A 21,175-nucleotide genomic window follows, 5' to 3' on the forward strand; every position below is an offset into this window, starting at 1 on the left:
GAGCCTTAAAATAGCATAACTAGATAGATAAAATTGATCTTTTTGTCAAAGCAAGCTATGTTTAAATGGGTGAGTCCGATTTATACACAGTTTGTCAGGGTGTACTATGAAGAATCAGATATCAGATCCTCATGGACTGAAATCTCTTGGGCTTCAGGATGATTTGCTCATACTGAGTAGGATATATTCTTTAACTCAGTTAATGTATGTAGATATTTCAAAACAAGAAATTATCAAAGAAATAATCGAACGATGGAAAATATTGAAAGAGTTTAGTGAAATTGGCTCAAAAAAATAAATAGGACAAGAGCATGCCGGTAATTGCGTTACAAGGAATCCGTGCGGGAATAGGCGTAACCTCCATTGCTGCGGGCCTGGGTTGGGCTTTAGCGCAATTGAATGAATCAGTATTGGTTATTGATTTTACAGCGGATAACTTATTGCGCTTGCATTTTAATATGCCATTTGAACAGGTAGGGGGTTGGGCGCGTTCTTATCAGGACAATGGTGACTGGAGCGAAAGCATTCACTCTTATAACAAATATTTGAGTTATTTGCCTTTTGGAAAAATCACCCAGCCTGAGCGTATTAACTTGGAAAATGAATTCCAGAAAAATCCTGATTTCTGGAAAAAAAATATAGATAATTTAATCACAAAAAATGATTATCGTTGGATTTTACTTGATCTGGCATCTGATACTACCTTATTGACTCAACAGGGATTAGATAGAGCAGATATCACATTCTTATTGTTAACCCCTGACATTAACTGCCACGTTCGCTTGCATCAGCAAAAAATTCCAGACCAGTGTTATTTTTTAATGAACCATTATTCTGCAGCCAAGTCATTGCAAAAAGATTTATATGAGTTATGGCAACGATTGTTAGCAAATTTTTTACCAGTAATACTTCATAGTGACGAGGCACTTGCAGAGGCGCTCGCTGCTAAAAAACCTATAGGAGAATATCAAGCGCATAGTTTAATCGCTCAAGATATAAATGCCTTAGCTAATTGGTGCATGAGCAATGATTTTGGAAATACAAAATGAGTAAGATCCTGCATTTGCTTTTGTCACGTCATGCATACAAAAAAGTTGAAAAGATTTATCAACATTTTCTTCATCATCAAGCTTCATTTTTTACTGCAATTTGCGTTATTTTATTGCAAATAACTGCATGGACTTTTTTACGATTGGAATCACCCCGTTGGCAATGGGTGCGAAGCAATCATCATACTTGGTTTCCACATATTTCCCGAAAACATCCTCGTCCGGGAGATATATTTCGTTATTTAATTCAAAGTCTATGGCTTATTGTGTTTTATCCAGAACAAAAGAGAAGAACGAGTAATAATCTTTTGCAAAGAGGAATTAATTATTATTATCATTGGATAGAAGGACTTCCGGATAAGATCGAAGGCAATAAAGTAGCAAAGCAAACTGCAAGACGTTTTAACCAAACAAAAAGTATGGTACGTCGTATTCTGTTTATTATATTAAGTATTTTTTCAGCCCTATTATTAGTGCTTTGTATTACCCAGCCATTTCAACCAATAGCACAATTTATTTTTGTAGTACTCCTGTGGGCAATGGCTATGAGCATTCGTAAAGCTCCAGGACATGTAAGTACTATTATGCTGATTGTCCTTTCTGTGATTGTTTCATGTCGGTATTTATGGTGGAGATATGCATATACTTTAATATGGGATGATACAGTAAGTGCTGTATTTGGAACCTTGCTTATCTTTGCTGAAACATACATTTGGCTGGTTATGATATTAGGATATTTTCAAAGCATCTGGCCCCTACATCGTAAGCCAATGCCGCTACCTGCTGATCAATCTACCTGGCCAACTGTGGATATTTTGATTACTACTTATAATGAAAATCTGAACATATTAAAACCAGGGGTATACTCAGCTTTGGGTTTGGATTGGCCTAAAGAAAAACTAAATATCTATATTCTGGATGATGGTAACCGTCCTGAGTTTAAAGCATTTGCCGAGGAAGTAGGGGTACATTATATTGCCCGCCCTACCCACGAACATGCAAAAGCAGGCAATGTTAATTATGCTTTAGAACGTTCAAATGGTGAATTGGTGGTAATTTTTGATTGTGACTACGTCATTACTCATCCCTTTTTGCAATTGACTGTGGGGTGGTTTTTAAAAGATCCCAATCTTGCGATTTTACAAACGCCACATCACTTTTTCTCACCTGATCCTTTCGAACGCAATTTGAAATCGTTTCGAAAAACACCCAATGAAAGTGCCTTGTTTTATGGTGTGGTGCAAGATGGGAATGATACATGGAACGCAACTTACTTTTGTGGATCGAGTGGTATTATCCGTCGCTCTGCCCTGGAAAAAATTGGTGGTCTGGCAGTAGAAAGCGTTACTGAGGACGCACATACTTCATTGAGGCTGCAACGTCTTGGTTACAATTCTGCTTATATTCGTATTCCATTAGCAGCAGGTTTGGCAACGGAAAGTCTTGCAAGCCACGTAGCCCAACGTATTCGTTGGGCACGCGGTATGGTACAGATTTTACGTATGGATAATCCCTTGTTCGGTAAAGGGTTAGCCTTGGGGCAACGTCTTTGTTATTTTAATGCCATGCTGCATTTTCTTTCTGGAGTTCCCCGCTTAATTTTTTTCATTACCCCTGCAGCATTTTTAGTTTTGAATGCTTATGTAGTCTATGCTTCTGGAGTAATGATATTGCTTTATGCGATACCTCATATTGTTCATGCAGTTTTGACTAATAATCAGATTCAAGGCAGGTTTCGCCATTTTTTATGGAATGAAATCTATGAAACAGTAATGGCCTGGTATATTGCGGTGCCTACAACTATGGCATTAATCAACCCGCGTAAGGGAAGGTTTAATGTCACACCTAAAGGGGATCTTATTGCAGAAGAGCACGTAGATTGGATGACTGCCAGGCCTTATGTAGTGTTACTATGCGTTAATATTGCTGGCTTAATCGCAGCAGGATTTCGTTTGACTGTAGAGCCAGTCGCAACAATTATCGCTGTTCTTATTACTGCATCCTGGTGTTTATATAATATAGCTATTCTTGGAGGTGCACTGGGAGTAAGTATTGAGGCAAGACAAAGACGCAGGGCGCCGCGTGTATCTTTTATTATGCCAGCAGCAATCATGCGCTCTGATGGGCATGTATATCAATGTATCCTGAAGAATTATTCTGATAGAGGAGTAGGTATACAAATGGAGGAGCAAGATTTGCTTCATACAGGAGAAGAGATATTCCTTCTCCTCAAACGCGGGCGAGACGAATTTGCTTTCCCAGGAACTATTGCCTATACATTTTATCGCAATGCGGGCATTCATTTACACGAATTGTCTTTGAGACAAAATATCGATTTTATTCAGTGTACTTTTGCACGGGCAGATGTTTGGTCATTATGGCAAGAAGAATTTAGTCAGGATAAGCCTCTGAAAAGTATGCGTGATGTATTTGCGCTGGATTTGCGTGGTTATTACGATATCATAGAATATACACCACGTGTAATTCGTAACATACTTATAGGCTTTACTAATATGATTATTTGGATGGCCACATTTTTTCCTCATCGGCCTAAATTAAAGAGTAATCTCTAAGTATGGATTGCCAAAGCTGGAATAAAATTTATAAACTAATGGATGAGATAATGATAAGAAAAATAATTTGGATTACATTACTGGTTCTTGGATGTCACTTTCACGCGGTGTTTGCTGTTACAACAAATCCTGGCCAGACTGCAAAACCTATATTATCTGTTCCAGCCAATGTTCCAACACGAAAAGTTAAGCTATATTTTAATAACTTAAATCAGCAGCAAGGTAATTTTACTTTAGGTAACTTCACTACAGGAAGAAATATCGAATTTACCATGCGTAAAGATGAATTGATATTTCAAGCAGTATTACATTTGCAATTTACCCCTTCACCTGCGCTGATTCCTTTGCTTTCACAACTTAAAATTTATCTAAATGACGAATTGGTCGATGTGATCGCAATCAGTGCTGAACAATTAGGTAAATTGAGTTCCATAGATATACCCATTGATCCTCGTTTTATCAATGATTTTAATCGTCTCCGTCTTGAGTTTATTGGTCATTATAAAGCGATTTGTGAAAATCCAGCACATAGTTCAATATGGATGGATATTGACAAGAGCAGCTATCTTGAGTTGAATTTTCAAACCTTACTTTTGAAAAATGATCTCTCACATTTTCCAGAGCCTTTTTTTGATCCATTAGATCACAATCAGTTAAATCTACCCATTATATTTTCTGGACAACCTAATTTAGCGCAACAACGTGCCGCAGCAATTCTGGCGTCATGGTTTGGAAGTAAGGCTTTATGGCGTGGAGCGACTTTCCCTGTTTCGTTTAACCAGATCCCTACAAGCAATGCCATAATATTTGCGACGAATGCACAAAAACCTGATTTCTTGAAAAACTATAAAACTGTGACAGCCCCCACAGTCGAAATGATAAGTCATCCAAATAATCCTTATATTAAATTACTCTTGATTTTGGGGCGTGATGACAAGGATTTAGTAACTGCTGTTCGGGGTATAGCACAAGGTAATGTCCTTTTTCGCGGATCAAGCGTTATTATCAATAACGTAAAAATGTTAGAACCTCGAAAGCCTTATGACGCACCAAACTGGATGCCTACTGATAAACCAGTAGCTTTTGCAAAATTAAAAGAATTTGACGAGCAACTACAAACAAAGGGATTTACTCCTTATCCCATCTCACTTAGATTTAATTTACCGCCTGATTTATTTTTACACCAAAGCAGAGGTATTGATTTACGTTTAAAATATCGTTATTCATTACCACCGGCAGCAAGTATGTCGCAGCTGCATATTAGCCTAAATAATTCTTTTGTAAAAAGTTATGTGTTAGAGCACGAGGGAGAGAAGGCCCTTGCAGGAAATATGGCAGTCACAAGTAAAGAACTCTATATTCCAGCAAAATTAGGGGCGAATAACCAATTTACCTTTGATTTTGCATATGGAACACAAATTGCAGGAGGAATGCTCAATGAGCAATGCATTACTTATCAGGTAATTAATAATTTAGGAGTCATAGATGATGCTTCAACTTTAAATCTCTCCAATTATTATCATTATATTGCAATGCCCAATTTAAATGCATTCATGAGCTCCGGTTTTCCTTTTAGTATTTTGGCTGATTTGTCACAAACGATAGTTTATATTGATCCACAATCAAAACCTGAAGCAGTGACTTCTTTACTTAATGTTGTGGGTAACATTGGTGCAGCAACTGGGTATCCTATTTTAGCGATGACTTTGACAGATAACTGGTCGCAAGTTAAAAATAAAAATGCTGATCTTTTGATTATTGGCACGTTACCTAAAGATCTTCGTGATAATGATGATCTTAATTTGCTGATTAATAAAACCCAAGATTGGGTTAAAAAGCCTTTGAACAGAAATGCAATGCCAGATACACATCGAGTGACTCCTTTCAGTGCAGCTGAAAGTAAAACTACTGTCACAGCAATGGGCTCTGTAGCAGCTATTCTCGGTATTCAATCCCCATATTACGAAAAACGCAGCATCATTGCTTTGCTAGCGGAAAGTCAGCAAGGTTTTGATCTACTCAATAAGGCATTAACTCATAATAAAAATGTCGACAAAATTTTTGGTTCTCTAGCAGTAATCCGTGACTCTGGAATTGATAGTTTTCGGGTAGGCAATAAGTATTATTTGGGTTATTTGCCATTTTGGGATCGCTTTTGGAACTTATTGCAAGAACACCCAATTAGCCTTGCACTCTTATCTCTTTTGGCTGCAGTCCTAATTACATTTTTGATTTGGAATGGTTTGTCAAGACTCATTAAACATCGTTTAAAAGGCACACAGCAGGATAAAACGTGATTTTTAAAAATAAGAAATGCTTATTAATTATTATCTTATTGATATTGGGTATTTGTAATGCTATGGCAAGTACCCCATGGCCAATTTGGGAGAAATTTAAACAGTACTACATCAGCATGGATGGACGAGTCATTGATCCACAACTTCCGGAGCGAAAGACTACTTCTGAGGGGCAAAGTTATGGATTATTCTTTGCTTTAGTTGCTCATGATCAGCCTATGTTTGATAAATTACTACGCTGGACTGAAAAAAATCTTGCTGCAGGCGATTTGGGAAAGCACTTACCTGCATGGGAATGGGGACAAAATGCCCAAAAAAAATGGATTGTTTTAGACAGTAATTCTGCTGCTGATTCTGATTTATGGATTGCTTATGATTTACTAGAAGCAGGACGCTTATGGAACAATAAACGATATGGCTCTCTTGGTAAAAAACTTCTACAACGTATTCTGAAGGAAGAGGTAGTTCAAATGCCAGGATTTGGACTTATGGTACTTCCAGGTAAATTTGGGTTCAATTTTAAAAACTATTGGCGTCTTAATCCCAGTTATTTACCTCCTCAGTTATTTGCTCGATTTGCTCAACTCAACAGCCAATGGAATATTCTTGAGCGTAATAGCAGACGTTTGTTGTTAGAAACTTCCCCCAAAGGATTTGCGCCGGATTGGGTAATTTGGAAAAAGAATCGTGGCTGGCAGCCTGATCTAAAGTATCCTAATTTAGGTAGTTATAATGCGATTCGTGTTTATCTTTGGGTAGGGATGTTAGCTCAGGATGCGCCTCAAGCAACAGAATTGATAAAACACTTTTTGCCTATTATTGTCTTGACACAACAATTAGGAACTCCACCAGAGAAAATTAATATCCTGACTGGTAAAACACAAGGGAAAGGCTCTATTGGTTTTGCCGCGGCACTCTTGCCATTATTAGCCAATAATCCTTCAGAACTTGCTGTGCAAAGACAACGCATTGATGCTGAAGAACTGACTGCTGATGGTTATTACAGCTCCGTACTAAGACTTTTTGGTCAGGGGTGGGATCAAAATCGATATCGTTTTAATGCCCAAGGTGAATTGATCTTACCTTAACAGGTACAGTTAATTCTTTTATGACCATGCTGTTTTTACCTTCATTTTTGGCTTGATAAAGTGCTTTATCTGCTAATGCAATTAAATTATCAATTTGGAACTTATAATTACCTTGAGTAGAGACTATACCCATACTCAATGTGATGAGTTTCATTATGGATTTTTTTTTAGATTTTTTATTATTGAATTGCTCATTGAATGAATGACACACGGTGAGACATTCTTGAATGGTTTGGTTGATAAGAATGACGAAAAATTCATCACCTCCAACACGATAAATCGTATCATTAGCGCGACGAAATATTTTTTTTAATAATTTAGCAGTATAAATCAAAAAATTATCGCCATAAGTATGCCCCAAGTTATCATTAATCAGTTTAAAATTATCTATATCAATGGATACTAAAATTATTGAATAATGATTGCGCTGCGCTTTATCCCATTCTTTCTGTAAGATAGATTGAAAATAACGTCTATTGTATAAACCGGTTAATGCATCTGTTATAGAAAGCATTTGTAAATCATCAATTAATCGTTCTTTTTCTCTAAATAACAGGAATACTTTTTTTAACGAAGAGTGATTCATTCGTGCAGAAATGATTATCATGATTAAAAAAAATAAAAACATACTTGCAAGAACAATTCGCTCTCCTTTATCTATCCAATAGTTGTAGGCGGTTACTTGGATAAAGATAGGAATGATATAAGCATAATAAGCAGGAAGATAAATAGACAATGATGCTATAGCACCAACACTTAACCCACCTAACACTAAAATGATAATAAATTCTTGTATAACTGATATGTAAGGAAAGATAAGACAATAAAAGATTCCCCATGCAGTTCCAGTAATAAACGTAAGAAGAATAAAATAAATTAAAGAGAGAGAACTTTTGTACTGTCCTAGTCCTTTTTTGAGAAAGTAACGACAAAAAAACCATCTACATGCGCTGAACAGGATAACAGGTGCTATCCATATAACGTGTTGCCAAGGAACGTGCATATACAGAAGTTCTAAAGTTAATAATATGGCTAAAATGGTGTTAAATGGTATGGCGCGAAGCGAACCTTCAAAAAGAAATACGATTTCCTCTTTATGGGGTAAGGTCATTTAAAACCTCAGGCACAATCCTTTGTGTTTATAGTATAGCGCATGATAGTGAGGGATAATTATTGCATCTGGTTTGCTGCCAATTTATCTTATTCACTGTATTCGCTCAGTACGTTAAGGAACTGATGTCCATAATGAGCCAATTTATGTTGACCTACGCCGGGTATTGTAAGTAATTGTTCCAAATTTTGAGGTTTTACTTCAGCCATTGCGTGTAAGGTTGCATCACTGAAAATCATAAAAGGTGGTTTGTTTTCTTCATCAGCCAGCTGGCGTCTTAATGCACGAAGCAATTCGAATAATGGGGTGTTTGTTGTTTCAACAGAGGGTCGCTCTTTGGTTTTCTTTTTACCCCGTTTAAGATCATCACTAGGTAAAGTAAGCGAGATTTTTTCTTCGCCTTTAAGCAAAGGAATGGCTTTGGGGGTTAATTTAAGAACATTAAAGTGATTCATGTCCTGCACACAATACTCTTTATGAATGAGTTGCCAGGCCAGGTGCTTCCAGTAGTGGGCAGATTTGCCTTTACCAATGCCAAAGGTACTTAGTTGCTCATGACCGTATTGCTTTATTTTATCTGAAGAACTACCACGCAATACGTCTATGGTATGTGTTAGACCATAATTTTGCCGTAATCGATAAATACAGGATAAGAATTTTTGCGCATCTTCTGTTGCATCAGCTGTTTTTGGAGGATTTTCGCACACATCGCAATATTGGCATTCCGTATCACAAGGTTCATCAAAATAGCGTAATAAAATCTGGCGACGGCAATAGGCTGCTTCAGCGAAAGCAAGCATGTGATTGAGCTTATTGGTTTCAACCCGTCTTTGTTCATCGAGCGGATTATTAATAATCCAGGAGCGTAGTCTCGCACTATCCGCTGCATCATAGAGTAAAAGTGCTTGGGCTGGCAATCCATCACGTCCAGCACGTCCTGTTTCCTGGTAGTAGCCTTCAATATTTTTAGGTAAATCATGATGAATAACGAAACGAACATTGGGTTTATCAATTCCCATCCCAAAAGCAATCGTGGCAACAACAATGTCAATACGATCATACCTGAATAAAGTTTGGACTTCTCGACGTTCTTTATGGGAAAGCCCAGCATGATAGGCACGAGCTTTGAAACCGATTTCTTGCAGTTTTTTGGCAAGATTTTCCACGCCAGTACGGGTACTACAATAAATAATCCCGGATTGTTGTTCTACTGTTTGCAAAAACTGATTCAATTGTTTCACTGCATTGGTTTTGGGGACTACTTTATAATAGATATTAGGTCTATTGAATGAAGCAATATATTTTTTAGGTGAATAGTTTAATTTATCAACAATATCCTGGCGTGTTTGTTTATCAGCAGTTGCAGTTAAAGCAATAATTGGAATATTAGGAAAATGGTTTTTTAAAATACCTAAAGCAGAATATTCGGGACGAAAATCGTGTCCCCATTGAGAGATGCAATGGGCTTCATCAATGGCAAAAAGTGCTATGCGGCATTCTTTTAAGCGCTCCAGAAATGATGGGTTAATCAAACGTTCGGGAGCGATATACAGTAAATCCAATTCATCATGATGTAATTGCATTAATACGTTTTTTGCTTCTTCACTGGTTAAAGAGGAGTTATAATATGCCGCACGAATTCCCTGTAATCTAAGTGCAGCCACTTGGTCTTCCATTAATGCAATCAATGGAGAAACAACGATACCTGTTCCTGGTCTTACTATAGCAGGTATTTGATAGCATAGGGACTTTCCACCGCCTGTTGGCATTAAAACAAGAACGTCACGTCCAGCAATGACATCATGTATGATGTCTTCCTGAGGTGTTCTAAACGAGTCAAAACCAAAGTATTCTTTGAGTACAGTAAGTGAGTCATTATGAATTACAGGTGCTGCAAGAGTTTCCATGTGATCATCCTAGAAAAAGCAGTTGAAACCTGCTGCAAGCTAAAGGTACTCAATCTGCCGGATTTTTTTGAATTTTTTTCGCTCACCGTAGTGGTGACCACTGCTTTCACGAAAAAAATTCAAAAAAATCCATCATTTTCAGCACCTTAATTGGCTCGTTACGGTTTCAACTGCTTTTTCTAGGATTATTCTTATTCTTTTCACGAGCAGGAAATTTGCAATCATATCATTATCCTTAAAAAAGCAGTAGATACTTAGTTATTCTCACTATGAGGCCCACTGCTTTAAGGATTATGGTTTGGAAATAAAAGGATTATCTTTTATATAAAAGCGCAGTAATTTTTCTGCCCAATCTTTTGCATAATGAACCCCAATTCTTGGTTTTTCCACAATGGTAAACGGATCTTGGTTTTCTGCTTCCGCAATGTAAAAAATATTACCGGTTAAATCATATTGGTTCAATTGCTTGTCTATATGCATTGCTTTGGAAAGCAATCCAGGGCCTTGTGTTCGTCCTTGAATGTTTTTGATGGGTTCAACAGCACGTAACAATATTGCAGAACCTGTGCCTTCAGTTTCAGTAACGACATTGGTACAATAATACATTCCATAAATTAAATAGATATAGGCATATCCAGCTGGCCCAAACATGACTTTCGTTCTTTGGGTAAGACCTTTAGAGGAATGGGAGGCGAGATCATGTTGTCCCAGATACGCTTCTACCTCGACAATCTTTCCTATATATTCAAGTCCGAATTGGTTATGGATAAGGTATTTTCCTAAAAGTTCTTTGGCAACACTGATTGTATCGCGTTCATAAAATGTTCTCGGTAATTTTCGAAGCATATCTCTTTCATGGATGATAAAAATTCGCAATAATAATACATTTAAATAAATTTTCTAAGGACAGTTTATGGATTTTGAATTCACAGCAGAACATTTGGCCTTTCGTGAGATGGCAGCTGATTTTGCGCGCGAGAAATTGGCTCCTATGGCCGATAATTGGGATGAGCATCATTATTTTCCCATAGAGGTTTTACGCGAAGCCGCCTCATTAGGAATGGCTGGGATGATGGCGCGTGAGGATATTGGTGGAGCCCAATTAACAAGGTTAGACTCCGCATTATTGTTTGAACAATTAGCAACAGGTTGCATCAGTACCAGTGCTTATCTTTCCATTCATAATATGGTTACTTCTTTAGTGGACCGATATGCTGATTCTGAGTTACGAATGAAGTGGGGACCTAGATTAACCTCCATGGAAGTATTTGGTAGTTATTGTTTGACTGAACCTGAGGCAGGTTCAGACGCAGCTTCTTTAAAAACCAGAGCTGTAAAAGATGGAGACTATTATATTCTTAATGGTTCCAAAGCCTTTATTTCAGGTGGTTCAGTAAGTGATGTTTATTTATGTATGGTTCGTACTGGCGATGAATCGCATCATGGAATAAGTTGCCTATTGATAGAAAAAGATACACCAGGATTAAGTTTTGGGAAATTAGAAAAAAAATTGGGATGGCATAGTCAACCTACCTGTATGGTGTATTTTGAAAATTGTCGCGTACCGATTGCTAATCGTGTTGGTGATGAAGGCATGGGATTTAAAATTGCATTGAATGCTTTAAATGGGGGGCGGATAAATATTGCCTCATGTTCATTAGGTGGAGCCCTTGCTTGCTTACGATTAACTCAGAACTATATGCATGAGCGTAAACAATTTGGCAAACCACTCACCGAGATGCAAGCATTACGTTTTTATTTTGCGGATATGCTGACAGATTACGAAGCAGCACGTTTAATGGTTTATCGAGCAGCAAATGCTATGGATAAAAATGATTCTCAAGTCCCTCTATATTGTGCCATGGCGAAACGTCTGGCTACGGATGTTGCTTTCCGCATTTGTGACAAGGCAATGCAAATTCATGGGGGATATGGTTATTTACGTGATTATCAAATTGAGCGTATATTCAGGGACTTGAGAGTGCATCAAATTCTTGAAGGAACTAATGAAATCATGCGCGAAATTATAGCGAAGACAACTTTGGATGAGGAGCACTTTTTGTGCTGATTGATATTATAGATTGGGTGTGGCATGGAACCTTGAGATAGACACCAACTTAAAAAGTAGTTTATTGTTACTAATTAATTTTAATAAACCTCCCTACGTACCGCGCTTAAAGCGCGCAGTACGTAGGGTAAAAAAATGATGAGGTTTTTTCAGAGCTGATCCTGAGTTTTTAGCGCAGAATGAACTCCTAAAGCGGGTTCTGCTACGTTGCACACAGGCTATGATACTAGTATGTTCTTACAGAAAAGGAGTGAATGAAATGAATTTAATTGAACAAGATTTAGATAGCCAGGGAATTTTGACTTTAACTTTGAACAGACCCGAAAAGTTAAATGCTTTAAGCTCGGAAGTATTAGATGCTTTAGAGGAATCATTCCATTCTGCGAAAACCAACCCAAAAGTTAAGGCGTTAATAATTACTGGTCATGGTAAAGCCTTTTGTGCTGGCGCAGATATTAGCCGATTGGCTGAATGTACTGCACAAACAGGATATGAATTTGCTTGTCGTGGACAAGAGGTTTTCCGTCTTTTGGAAACTTTAGGTAAACCTTCATTAGCAGCAGTGAACGGATTTGCCTTCGGTGGCGGTTGTGAATTAGCTATTTCTGCAACGTTAAGGATCGCTTCAACTAAAGCTCAATTTGGTCAGCCCGAAGTGAAACTGGGGGTAATTCCTGGCTATGGCGGTACACAACGATTGGGGCGTTTAATCGGTAAAGGACGTGCTTTAGATTTATGTTTGACCGGACGATTTATTAATGCTGAAACGGCATTAAATTGGGGGTTGGTGAGTGAGGTTGTAGAGCCGGAAGCTTTGTTGGATCGTGGGAAAACATTATTGCATGGAATTTTGAGCATGGCTCCTCTTGCGGTTGCAAGTGTTATGGAGGTTATTGATCATGGTTATGACTTGTCTTTAACCGAGGCCTTGCATCTAGAAGCAATTCACTTTGCCAAAGTATGTGCTTCTGAAGACAAGAAAGAAGGGGTGGCGGCATTTTTGGAAAAACGAGCTGCAGGGTTCGAAGGAAGATAATCATGACTGATGAAGTACTTTTTAATCAAGAAGGTTCATTGGGTGTTATTACATTAAATAGACCTGGTGCACTGAATGCGCTGACTTTAAATATGATTCTTAACATACAAAGGCAGTTAAGCCTTTGGCAAGGAGATGATACTATTCATGCGGTAGTCGTGCGTGCTGTTTCGGGAAATGCATTTTGTGCTGGGGGAGATATACGCTCGCTCTATTTTACCGGACAAGTAAATGATGCGGAGCAAATGCAGTTTTTTTGGCACGAATACCGATTAAATCATTTTATTCATCATCTTGGTAAACCCTACATTTCTCTAATTGATGGTATTGTTATGGGAGGAGGGGTGGGGATTTCCATGCACGGAAGTCATCCCATAGCCAGTGAGCGTTTCGTATTTGCTATGCCTGAGACGGGTATTGGTTTTTTTCCTGATATTGGTGCGAGCTATTTATTAACCCGATGTCCAGGATATTTGGGCACTTACCTGGGCTTGACCGGCAATCGCCTAGGCCCACATGATGCGGTGAAAGCTGGATTGGTTAAAAAAATGGTGTCCTCAGAACAAATGCCTGCTTTATATGATGCATTAATGAACGAAGATTTATCAATAGATGCTTTTGAGCGTGTCAATCAATGCTTGCAGCGCTTTTCTTTTGTACCTGCTACAGAGGAGGTCAGTCAAATTAAGCCATTGATTGATGTCTGTTTTGCGCATCCAACAGTTGAAATGATTCGAGAGTCCCTGCAAAGTGCCAATACAGTATGGGCGGAAGCGGTCGATAATACTTTAGCTCAAAAATCTCCTTTGAGCCTTAAAGTGACTTTAGCTCAATTACAAAAGGCAAAAGGGCTCTCTTTAGCGCAATGCTTGCAAATCGATTATGATGTAGTCAGTCATTTTATGCACGATTATGATTTTTATGAAGGTGTCAGAGCGTTATTGATTGATAAGGATAAAAAACCTCAATGGCATCCAGCGCGTTTGGATTTAGTTTCAGAGGAAATGGTTCAGAAGTATTTCGAACGTTCCCATCCTGGTTTGGAGTGGGTATAATTTTGTTGGTTTTTTGTAAGACAATTCGGCTCGGTGTTGATAAATCTAATTTTTACAACACCGATCTTTATGCGTCATTCATGATGATAAATGACAACGAGGGATGGATTTTAATATCCAAGCTTAATCCCTGGCGCATGCACTTCATTACCGTGTTCAAGTGAAAGAGTTATATCCTTTCTAAAGGAATCACTTTGCTCTTGTCCTTGCTCTTGTCCTTTTGTTTTATTTTGAATATAAGTTCCGGCACGATAAATACCACTACCTACTGCGGCTGCTCCAATTGAATAAGCCGTGGTTTCAAGAACTGGTTTAAAAAACATCCCGAGACGTGACATCATTTTATCATCCTTTTTAATAGTGTTAAAAACTGCAATGCGTGGTTTAAAATTAAACATTGCAGTTCTCTATAATACACTATTTTTGCATAGAGCAAACTATTTTATGAAAATTAGTTTGCCATGCAATTTTTTTCAAACACTTAGTCTAGCTTGCTACTCGTGCTTTTGTCCTTTTCATTGGTTTCTTCAACTTCTTCAATACGAGGAGTTGTTGTTTCTTTAGGCGCAAACATACTGTGTTTGGATTTTCCTGGTGAGGGTTGGCATTTTTTGGGAACAACTTTTTCCAAAGGTTCTTGCCCCATAGTTTCACCAACACCAGCAACCAGAGCAAATATAACCCCTGTTAAGCCCATTCGAATGGGAACTTGTTTTAGAGCCATTGATCCAAATGATTTTAATGAAGCTCCTGGATTCTCGATGAAGCAATAAAATAACTCTTGAGTTAATTTAATTGTGCTTACATTGTGCAGACGTCCATCTTTAACCGTAGATTGCACTAGGGCATAATCTTTAAAAGATGTAAATGGATATGAGAAAAAGGCAGCAGCCATACCACTGAACATTCCAGAAGTGAAATGAGCTACATTTTTATCTTGAATTGGCAAGCCCTTTGCTATTCTCTCTTCAAGAATACATAAAGCAGCAAAATTAACCATTCCAGAACCATATCTGGGTATAAAACCACCCATCATCAATTTCCAAGCGTTATTAGGCGTTTTCCATACAAAGTCAGGAGGAAGAAGACCCGGAACTTTTTTCAATGTGGATAATGATTCAGGTATTTGGGTCACCAGGATATCGCCTAAAGCCATAGCCATAACATAGGTATAATTCGTTGCAGAGTATTTTTTACCTTCTTCTTTATTCGCCTCATGAATCCCTTCTTCTAGAGGCTTGCTGCCGCCTTTAGCTCCGGTAACATACCCAGTTCGAATTACTGATCCTGAAATAGAAGCTGAAGTTCCAGCATACATTGCTCTCATAAATCCCCAAATCCCACCTTGATAAGTAGGGACCATATTACCGCTCTTGGATAAATTAACTAACACCGTTTTTACTGGACTTTGAACCGCTACGATACTAAAACTTGTAGCTAATGCAACAGTTACAAAATTAGCTCCATTCCACAATTGTTGTTGAATTGTTTCCATTGACGGCATTGCTGACCAAGCATAACTAGGTAAACCTCCTACTCCTGAGGTCTCAGGTTTATGAGAGGGCTTGGTTTTTGAGGTTTGGACCTGTTGCTTTAGTAAATCCAATGGCATTATCCCAGGAAAAGGATATATAGTGGGTAAATTCCACACTGATGGAGTTACAGGTTGCTGCTTCGTTTTTTGAGTTTGTAGTGTTTGTTTTACTATTTCAAATGGTGAGTACCATGAAGGTATGCTCCACACAGATGGTTGCTTCGTAGTTTTCAGTGATTGTTTTACTACTTCAAATGGTGAATACCAGGCGGAAGTAAATATACTCGATACGCTCCATACAGGTTGCTGGTACGTTTTTTGAGTTTGTAGTTTTTGCTTCACCACTTCCAACGGTGTTACCAACCATGGAGCATTAGAAAGGTTTGGCATGCTCCATAGTGAAGTCACAGGTGGTTGACCAGTTTTTGGAACTTGAGTTTCTTTTTTAGTCTGCATGATAATATTTTACATCGTTGTTAAATTGGATTTGTATTATAAGGAGCAAAAATTAACTTAACCTTAAGAAATATGAATAATTAGAACAAAAAAAAATCTTGGGGGTTATTTTGTGGGCACAAGGGTGTTCAAATTGGACAAAAACTCCCAGAGGTTTTGCTTGTTTTATTAAGGAGGTTACAAAAAAATCTTTTATTTATAGTAACTTATATCGAAATGCATGAGTAATTCAGGAAGCAAAATCGTAAATCTGGGAGATAGAATATATTTATTAAAAAAGTTATAAAATTTGTAAAAATTTAATAATAAAATTAGTTATCAATGTTAAAACTATTTCAACCAGTCACTGAGAATATCAATGATTTTCTGCGCTTGTTCTGCGCTGGATATATTAAATTTGGATTTTTGCCAGTATTGATTATTACGTTTTTGATAACGTCGAATTGAAAATTTAACGGGTCCATAGCCGTTTTGGGCATTATCCCAATCCTGATACTTAAACATAATCGTAGTCCAGGCCCCTTTACTTAATACCTTCTTATCCAGCTCTTTAACTGTTTCTATTCCATTTTCACTAAATGCAATAGTGAGTTCATCTATGCTTGCAGTCATTTCAAAACCTACCTCAACAAATATTTCAAGAAAAGCAGTGACCTCATTAATTTGAATGGAGTTCTGCGCTAAAATTTTGAGAGTGTATCTTATTTTTTTAACTTACCATAGTGTTGCACTGTGATTTGCCTAAAAATAGGGAATAGAATGAAATAGGCAATTATTATACCCTATCGCTTTGCGACTTATTGAATGGATTGCAATTTACCATTAACAAAAGTCATGGTAACGGCAGGTTGGTACTCCCCGGGCTGATAGAGCCAAACTTGAGGTTTTTCGGCGGTTGGTACAATTTCATTGATAAAAGTATTATTTACCATAGAAGGAGATCCACAGGAGTAATACACTTTTTGTACTGGATCCCCCGCTTGAATGTTTGCGCCCTGACAAACAGATACCGCATTGCTATCTGAGCCGTTTAATTTAATAGAGCGTACTTTTTGATTGACAATATTTACTTCAAGTGAAACACCCCCATTGCCCGTGGGAACATTCCATACTCCGTAAAAGGCGGTTTGAGTTCCCATATTATTATAAATGAGCTGTTGCATGGGAATTTTTTGCATAACAGGTTGATTTGATTCTTGCTGGCTCACTGGTTGGCCACACGCTGCGATTACTTCATCGGGTGTCATTCCTAAATTAATATATCCGTGGTTTTGCGGGCAATAATAAGATTGAGTATCAGCAAATAAACTAAAAGGTAAAAGGATTAATCCCAAGCTAGTACTTCTGAGGAACGTTAATTTCATGATTCAATCCTACTAATCCTCTGCTTAAAATTAAGTATAGCTGCTTTTATAATAATCTCCAGGGTAGGTTTGCGCTAATAAATAAAGTAATTATTTTCAGTAAAATCATGATGATAAAAGGCGAAAAATCAAAACCAGAAATGTCCGGAACAATCTTTCTACCGAGTTTTAACAAGGGCTCTGTTAGCAAACGTAAGAAATCAGCAATTGGACCTTGCCACTCTGGATTGATAAAACTCATAACAACACGGATAAGTATGGCAAAAAACAAAATATCACAAGGCTGGATGATTAAGTCGGCAATTATATAAATGAATATGAATATAATAGGAATTAGTCCATTTAAGATAAGAAGGCTGAAGAAGATAATTTTTAATAGCTCAACCAAAACCAAGGTGATAATAGCCGGGATATCATATTTTTGTCCCGGCTTATAAGGTTGTTTTGATATCAGTTGAATTGGATTTACTATAGGGTTGGTTATTTTATGAATAAGCTGGCTTACCGGATGAAGTGCACTGACGCGTAAATAGCGTAGCGCGATGCGTAGCCATAAACTAAAAATAATAAGTGAAAAAAATAAAGAAACAATAAAAAGTGTTACGGCGATAAGACCAGACATATTTTCCCCTATCCTGCATACCTACAACTGATTTATTAGGATTATATCGCGTCGCTTTGTTTTTGTCGCTCACCAAATAATGCCCGTCCAACACGCACTATAGTAGCGCCTGCCTTAATTGCGGAGACTAAATCATCACTCATGCCCATAGATAATGTGTCCATATTGAGCCGAAGTTCCTGATTTAGTGCATGCATCAGTTGATTGAGTTGCATAAATAAATCATATTGAGTTTGTTTATCTTGTTGGGGAGGAGGGATAGTCATCAAACCTCTTAGCTTGAGGTGTGGAAGTTGACTGGCTGTCAAAGCTAATTCAGCAGCATCTTCAGGAGGAATTCCTGATTTTGTTTTTTCATCTACTAAATTAATTTGTAAACAGATGTTGAGCGGATCTAAATGAGGTGGGCGATATTTATTAAGATGCTGGGCGATTTTCAAGCGGCTAACACTGTGAACCCAGTGAAATGAGGTGGCAATCCCTTTGGTTTTATTGCTTTGAATGGGGCCAATGAAATGCCAACATATGGGCATGTTTCTTAATGCATTTATTTTTTGTTGGGCTTCCTGAAAATAACTTTCTCCAAAATGGGTCACTCCAAGATGAAATAATTGGCTAATCGCCTCAATGCTTTGTTGTTTGCTGACAGCAAGTAATAGAACACTCCCTGGTTTTCTGTCAAAATCCAGTTCAGATTGCTTAATTAGTTGTTTTATTTGATGTAGATTTTGCTGAAGATTCATAATCATTTAAGTATGTTTGCGAACCTTAACAATAGCAAAAGAAACAATGTTTGCCGAGTATCACTTCGTGCGCTAAGCTAGTAGCATCATATTTTATAGGTAGACTGGTATTAATAGTTCAGCCTATCATCAGATAATAATCAGGACGAATTAAGCAATGGATATAGCAGAACTATTAGCATTTTCCGTAAAAAATAAATCATCAGATTTACATCTTTCTGCAGGATTACCCCCTATGATTCGCGTGGATGGTGATTTGCGCAAAATTAATTTACCTGCCATGGAACATAAAGAGGTGATAAAAATCATCTATGATGTGATGAATGATCGGCAAAGGAAAGAATTTGAAGAGTTTTTGGAAACCGATTTTTCTTTTGAAATAACTAATCTAGCCCGTTTTAGGGTGAATGTCTTTAATCAGTTGCGTGGAGCTGCAGCTGTTTTCCGTACTATACCTTCTGAAATTTTAAGTATGAGTGACTTAGAATTACCTGCTATTTTTGAAGAAATGGCCAGTTATCCTAAGGGGTTAGTGCTCATTACTGGTCCAACAGGATCAGGGAAAAGCACAACTTTGGCAGCCATGATCGATTACATTAACTCAAGTCGTTATGATCACATTTTAACTGTGGAGGATCCCATAGAGTTTGTGCATCAAAGTAAAAAATGCTTATTGAATCAACGCGAGGTTCATCGCGATACACTTAATTTTAATGCTGCTTTGCGTTCCGCATTGCGTGAGGATCCTGATGTGATTTTGGTAGGTGAGTTACGCGATCTGGAAACGATCCGTTTAGCAATGACCGCTGCAGAAACCGGACATTTGGTATTTGGTACCTTACATACTAATTCTGCAACCAAAACCGTCAATAGGATTATTGATGTGTTTCCGGCTGAGGAAAAAGCTATGGTGCGTTCAATGCTGTCTGAATCACTGCAAGCTGTAGTAGCGCAAACTTTATTGAAAAAAAGTGGGGGTGGGCGAGTTGCCGCTTTGGAAATTATGATTTGCACCAGTGCGATACGAAATTTAATTCGTGAAGATAAAGTGGCACAAATGTATTCCTCCATCCAAACAGGTCAGGCTAAAGGCATGCAAACTTTGGATCAGCATTTAACTGAGCTGGTGAAAAAGAATATTATTTCATCCCATACAGCACGCGATATAGCACTTGATAAATCGTTATTTTAATTATTGATTCACTGCAAAACCAAGGGTTTCTTAAACGATTGGGCACATTTTGTAATATCATTGCTGGACTTTTCAGCCCAGCCGTTTTGGGTTCCAATATTTTTCTTAAATTGACCTCAATGGCAGGAGTACTTATGCATTTTTTTGTAATTCAATTAATTGAGGAATACCCATTTCAGCAAGTGCAAGCATGCTGTTTAATTCATCACGATTAAAATGCTTGTCTTCGGCAGTGCCTTGAATTTCGATGAAATGTCCTGCTTCATTCATAACTATATTCATGTCAGTTTCGGCAAGTACATCTTCAGCATAATCCAAGTCAAGTACGGCTTGGCCTCGATATATTCCTACAGAAACTGCAGCGATGTAATGAAATACAGGCATTTTACGTATTTTTTCTCGCTCTACCATCCAGTTTATTGCATCTCTCATCGCGACACAGGCACCTGTAATAGCTGCTGTTCTTGTACCCCCGTCAGCCTGAATGACATCACAGTCTAGCGTTATCGTATTTTCACCCAGAAATTTTAAATCAACACAAGCTCTTAGCGAGCGGCCAATGAGGCGTTGGATTTCCATGGTTCTGCCGCCTTGCTTACCTTTACTTGCTTCCCGCTCAGTACGACTGTGTGTTGCGCGCGGGAGCATACCGTATTCAGCAGTTACCCAACCTTGATTTTTTCCTTTAATAAAACGGGGAACTCCGTCGGTTACTGATGCATTACACAATACCTTAGTTTGTCCAAATTCAACAAGAACTGAGCCCTCAGCATGTTTTGTATAGTTTCTGGTTAATTTAACAGAACGTAATTGATTGGCTTCACGGTTACTTGGGCGCATTAGATAATCCTCGATAAAAATAAGAATTATAACGCTTAACTTCCCATGTTGCATCCTAAAGTATGAGGGACGTGATAAAAACACATAATCATCGTTTTTATTATCGATATGCTCATGGTGTGCTCGGAAAAAATGATATGTTGCGCTCTTGATGTGAATCTCCAAACATATGGTTTTAATTTGGAGCAAAAAAATTCTTTAAGTCCATGTTGACTAATAATGACTCATCATGGTAGCTTG

At 37.9% G+C, this 21,175-nt stretch carries 19 protein-coding genes; 9 read left to right on the forward strand and 10 right to left on the reverse strand.

The features are described from left to right. Positions 1-106: 106 nt before the first annotated feature. Genes bcsR through bcsZ form a run of 5 tightly spaced genes read left to right on the forward strand, consistent with a single transcriptional unit; the run spans position 107 to position 7,007 of the window. Positions 107-298: a cellulose biosynthesis protein BcsR gene (gene bcsR, locus DY223_RS05225; RefSeq protein WP_058460418.1), complete on the forward strand. Its 192-nt coding sequence runs from the start codon at positions 107-109 to the stop codon at positions 296-298. Positions 299-311: 13 nt separating this feature from the next. Then, positions 312-1,049, forward strand: a complete 738-nt coding sequence (bcsQ, locus tag DY223_RS05230; protein ID WP_058460419.1) for a cellulose biosynthesis protein BcsQ — start codon at positions 312-314, stop codon at positions 1,047-1,049. After that, positions 1,046-3,622 (forward strand): UDP-forming cellulose synthase catalytic subunit, encoded by a 2,577-nt coding sequence (gene bcsA, locus DY223_RS05235; RefSeq protein WP_058460420.1) that lies wholly within the window; start codon positions 1,046-1,048, stop codon positions 3,620-3,622. Before bcsQ ends, bcsA begins: the two co-directional genes overlap by 4 nt. A gap of 50 nt (positions 3,623-3,672) precedes the next feature. Continuing rightward, a complete protein-coding gene (gene bcsB / locus DY223_RS05240) occupies positions 3,673-5,919 on the forward strand; it encodes a cellulose biosynthesis cyclic di-GMP-binding regulatory protein BcsB (protein WP_058460571.1) in 2,247 nt (748 codons plus the stop codon). Further along, entirely contained in the window at positions 5,916-7,007 is a 1,092-nt protein-coding gene (bcsZ, locus tag DY223_RS05245) for a cellulose synthase complex periplasmic endoglucanase BcsZ (protein WP_058460421.1), read from the forward strand. Before bcsB ends, bcsZ begins: the two co-directional genes overlap by 4 nt. Here the strand turns inward: bcsZ and DY223_RS05250 are convergent. The 3 genes from DY223_RS05250 to DY223_RS05260 all read right to left on the reverse strand — a co-directional run bounded on the left by DY223_RS05250 (position 6,976) and on the right by DY223_RS05260 (position 10,871). Continuing rightward, the gene (locus tag DY223_RS05250) at positions 6,976-8,118 is read right to left on the reverse strand and encodes a GGDEF domain-containing protein (RefSeq protein ID WP_058460422.1); all 1,143 of its coding nucleotides are present in this window, start codon (positions 8,116-8,118) and stop codon (positions 6,976-6,978) included. The two genes, bcsZ and DY223_RS05250, sit on opposite strands and share 32 nt — an antisense overlap. A gap of 89 nt (positions 8,119-8,207) precedes the next feature. Beyond that, the gene (recQ, locus tag DY223_RS05255; protein ID WP_058460423.1) at positions 8,208-10,025 is read right to left on the reverse strand and encodes a DNA helicase RecQ; all 1,818 of its coding nucleotides are present in this window, start codon (positions 10,023-10,025) and stop codon (positions 8,208-8,210) included. A gap of 291 nt (positions 10,026-10,316) precedes the next feature. Then, positions 10,317-10,871: a DNA-3-methyladenine glycosylase gene (locus DY223_RS05260; protein ID WP_058460424.1), complete on the reverse strand. Its 555-nt coding sequence runs from the start codon at positions 10,869-10,871 to the stop codon at positions 10,317-10,319. A gap of 67 nt (positions 10,872-10,938) precedes the next feature. Between DY223_RS05260 and DY223_RS05265 the strand changes: the two genes are divergently transcribed. The 3 genes from DY223_RS05265 to DY223_RS05275 all read left to right on the forward strand — a co-directional run bounded on the left by DY223_RS05265 (position 10,939) and on the right by DY223_RS05275 (position 14,184). Further along, positions 10,939-12,093 (forward strand): acyl-CoA dehydrogenase family protein, encoded by a 1,155-nt coding sequence (locus DY223_RS05265; RefSeq protein WP_058460425.1) that lies wholly within the window; start codon positions 10,939-10,941, stop codon positions 12,091-12,093. 259 nt (positions 12,094-12,352) lie between these two features. Further along, complete coding sequence (locus DY223_RS05270; RefSeq protein ID WP_058460426.1) at positions 12,353-13,129, forward strand: enoyl-CoA hydratase/isomerase family protein; 777 nt, start codon at positions 12,353-12,355, stop codon at positions 13,127-13,129. Positions 13,130-13,131: 2 nt separating this feature from the next. Then, positions 13,132-14,184: an enoyl-CoA hydratase/isomerase family protein gene (locus DY223_RS05275; RefSeq protein ID WP_058460427.1), complete on the forward strand. Its 1,053-nt coding sequence runs from the start codon at positions 13,132-13,134 to the stop codon at positions 14,182-14,184. Positions 14,185-14,294: 110 nt separating this feature from the next. Here DY223_RS05275 and DY223_RS05280 read toward each other — a convergent pair whose 3' ends face one another. From DY223_RS05280 to DY223_RS05305, 6 genes are all read right to left on the reverse strand, one after another. After that, positions 14,295-14,525 carry a hypothetical protein gene (locus tag DY223_RS05280; RefSeq protein ID WP_131744455.1) on the reverse strand — a complete coding sequence of 77 codons (231 nt, stop codon included), beginning with the start codon at positions 14,523-14,525 and terminating at the stop codon, positions 14,295-14,297. 140 nt (positions 14,526-14,665) lie between these two features. After that, positions 14,666-16,174 carry a hypothetical protein gene (locus DY223_RS05285; RefSeq protein WP_058460429.1) on the reverse strand — a complete coding sequence of 503 codons (1,509 nt, stop codon included), beginning with the start codon at positions 16,172-16,174 and terminating at the stop codon, positions 14,666-14,668. A gap of 330 nt (positions 16,175-16,504) precedes the next feature. Next, a complete protein-coding gene (locus tag DY223_RS05290) occupies positions 16,505-16,786 on the reverse strand; it encodes a hypothetical protein (RefSeq protein ID WP_058460430.1) in 282 nt (93 codons plus the stop codon). Between the two features lie 185 nt (positions 16,787-16,971). Further along, positions 16,972-17,538 (reverse strand): DUF2845 domain-containing protein, encoded by a 567-nt coding sequence (locus DY223_RS05295; protein ID WP_058460431.1) that lies wholly within the window; start codon positions 17,536-17,538, stop codon positions 16,972-16,974. Between the two features lie 46 nt (positions 17,539-17,584). Next, positions 17,585-18,160: a YggT family protein gene (locus tag DY223_RS05300; RefSeq protein WP_058460432.1), complete on the reverse strand. Its 576-nt coding sequence runs from the start codon at positions 18,158-18,160 to the stop codon at positions 17,585-17,587. A 41-nt stretch (positions 18,161-18,201) separates the two neighbouring features. Beyond that, positions 18,202-18,903, reverse strand: coding sequence for a YggS family pyridoxal phosphate-dependent enzyme (locus DY223_RS05305; protein WP_058460572.1), 702 nt, complete (start codon positions 18,901-18,903; stop codon positions 18,202-18,204). Positions 18,904-19,060: 157 nt separating this feature from the next. Between DY223_RS05305 and DY223_RS05310 the strand changes: the two genes are divergently transcribed. After that, a complete protein-coding gene (locus DY223_RS05310) occupies positions 19,061-20,095 on the forward strand; it encodes a type IV pilus twitching motility protein PilT (protein WP_058460433.1) in 1,035 nt (344 codons plus the stop codon). A 132-nt stretch (positions 20,096-20,227) separates the two neighbouring features. On the opposite strand, the gene rph is transcribed toward DY223_RS05310, so the two are convergent. Next, the gene (gene rph, locus DY223_RS05315; RefSeq protein ID WP_058460434.1) at positions 20,228-20,935 is read right to left on the reverse strand and encodes a ribonuclease PH; all 708 of its coding nucleotides are present in this window, start codon (positions 20,933-20,935) and stop codon (positions 20,228-20,230) included. Positions 20,936-21,175: the final 240 nt, after the last annotated feature.

The organism is Legionella bozemanae (assembly GCF_900450575.1).
Lineage (GTDB): Bacteria > Pseudomonadota > Gammaproteobacteria > Legionellales > Legionellaceae > Legionella > Legionella bozemanae.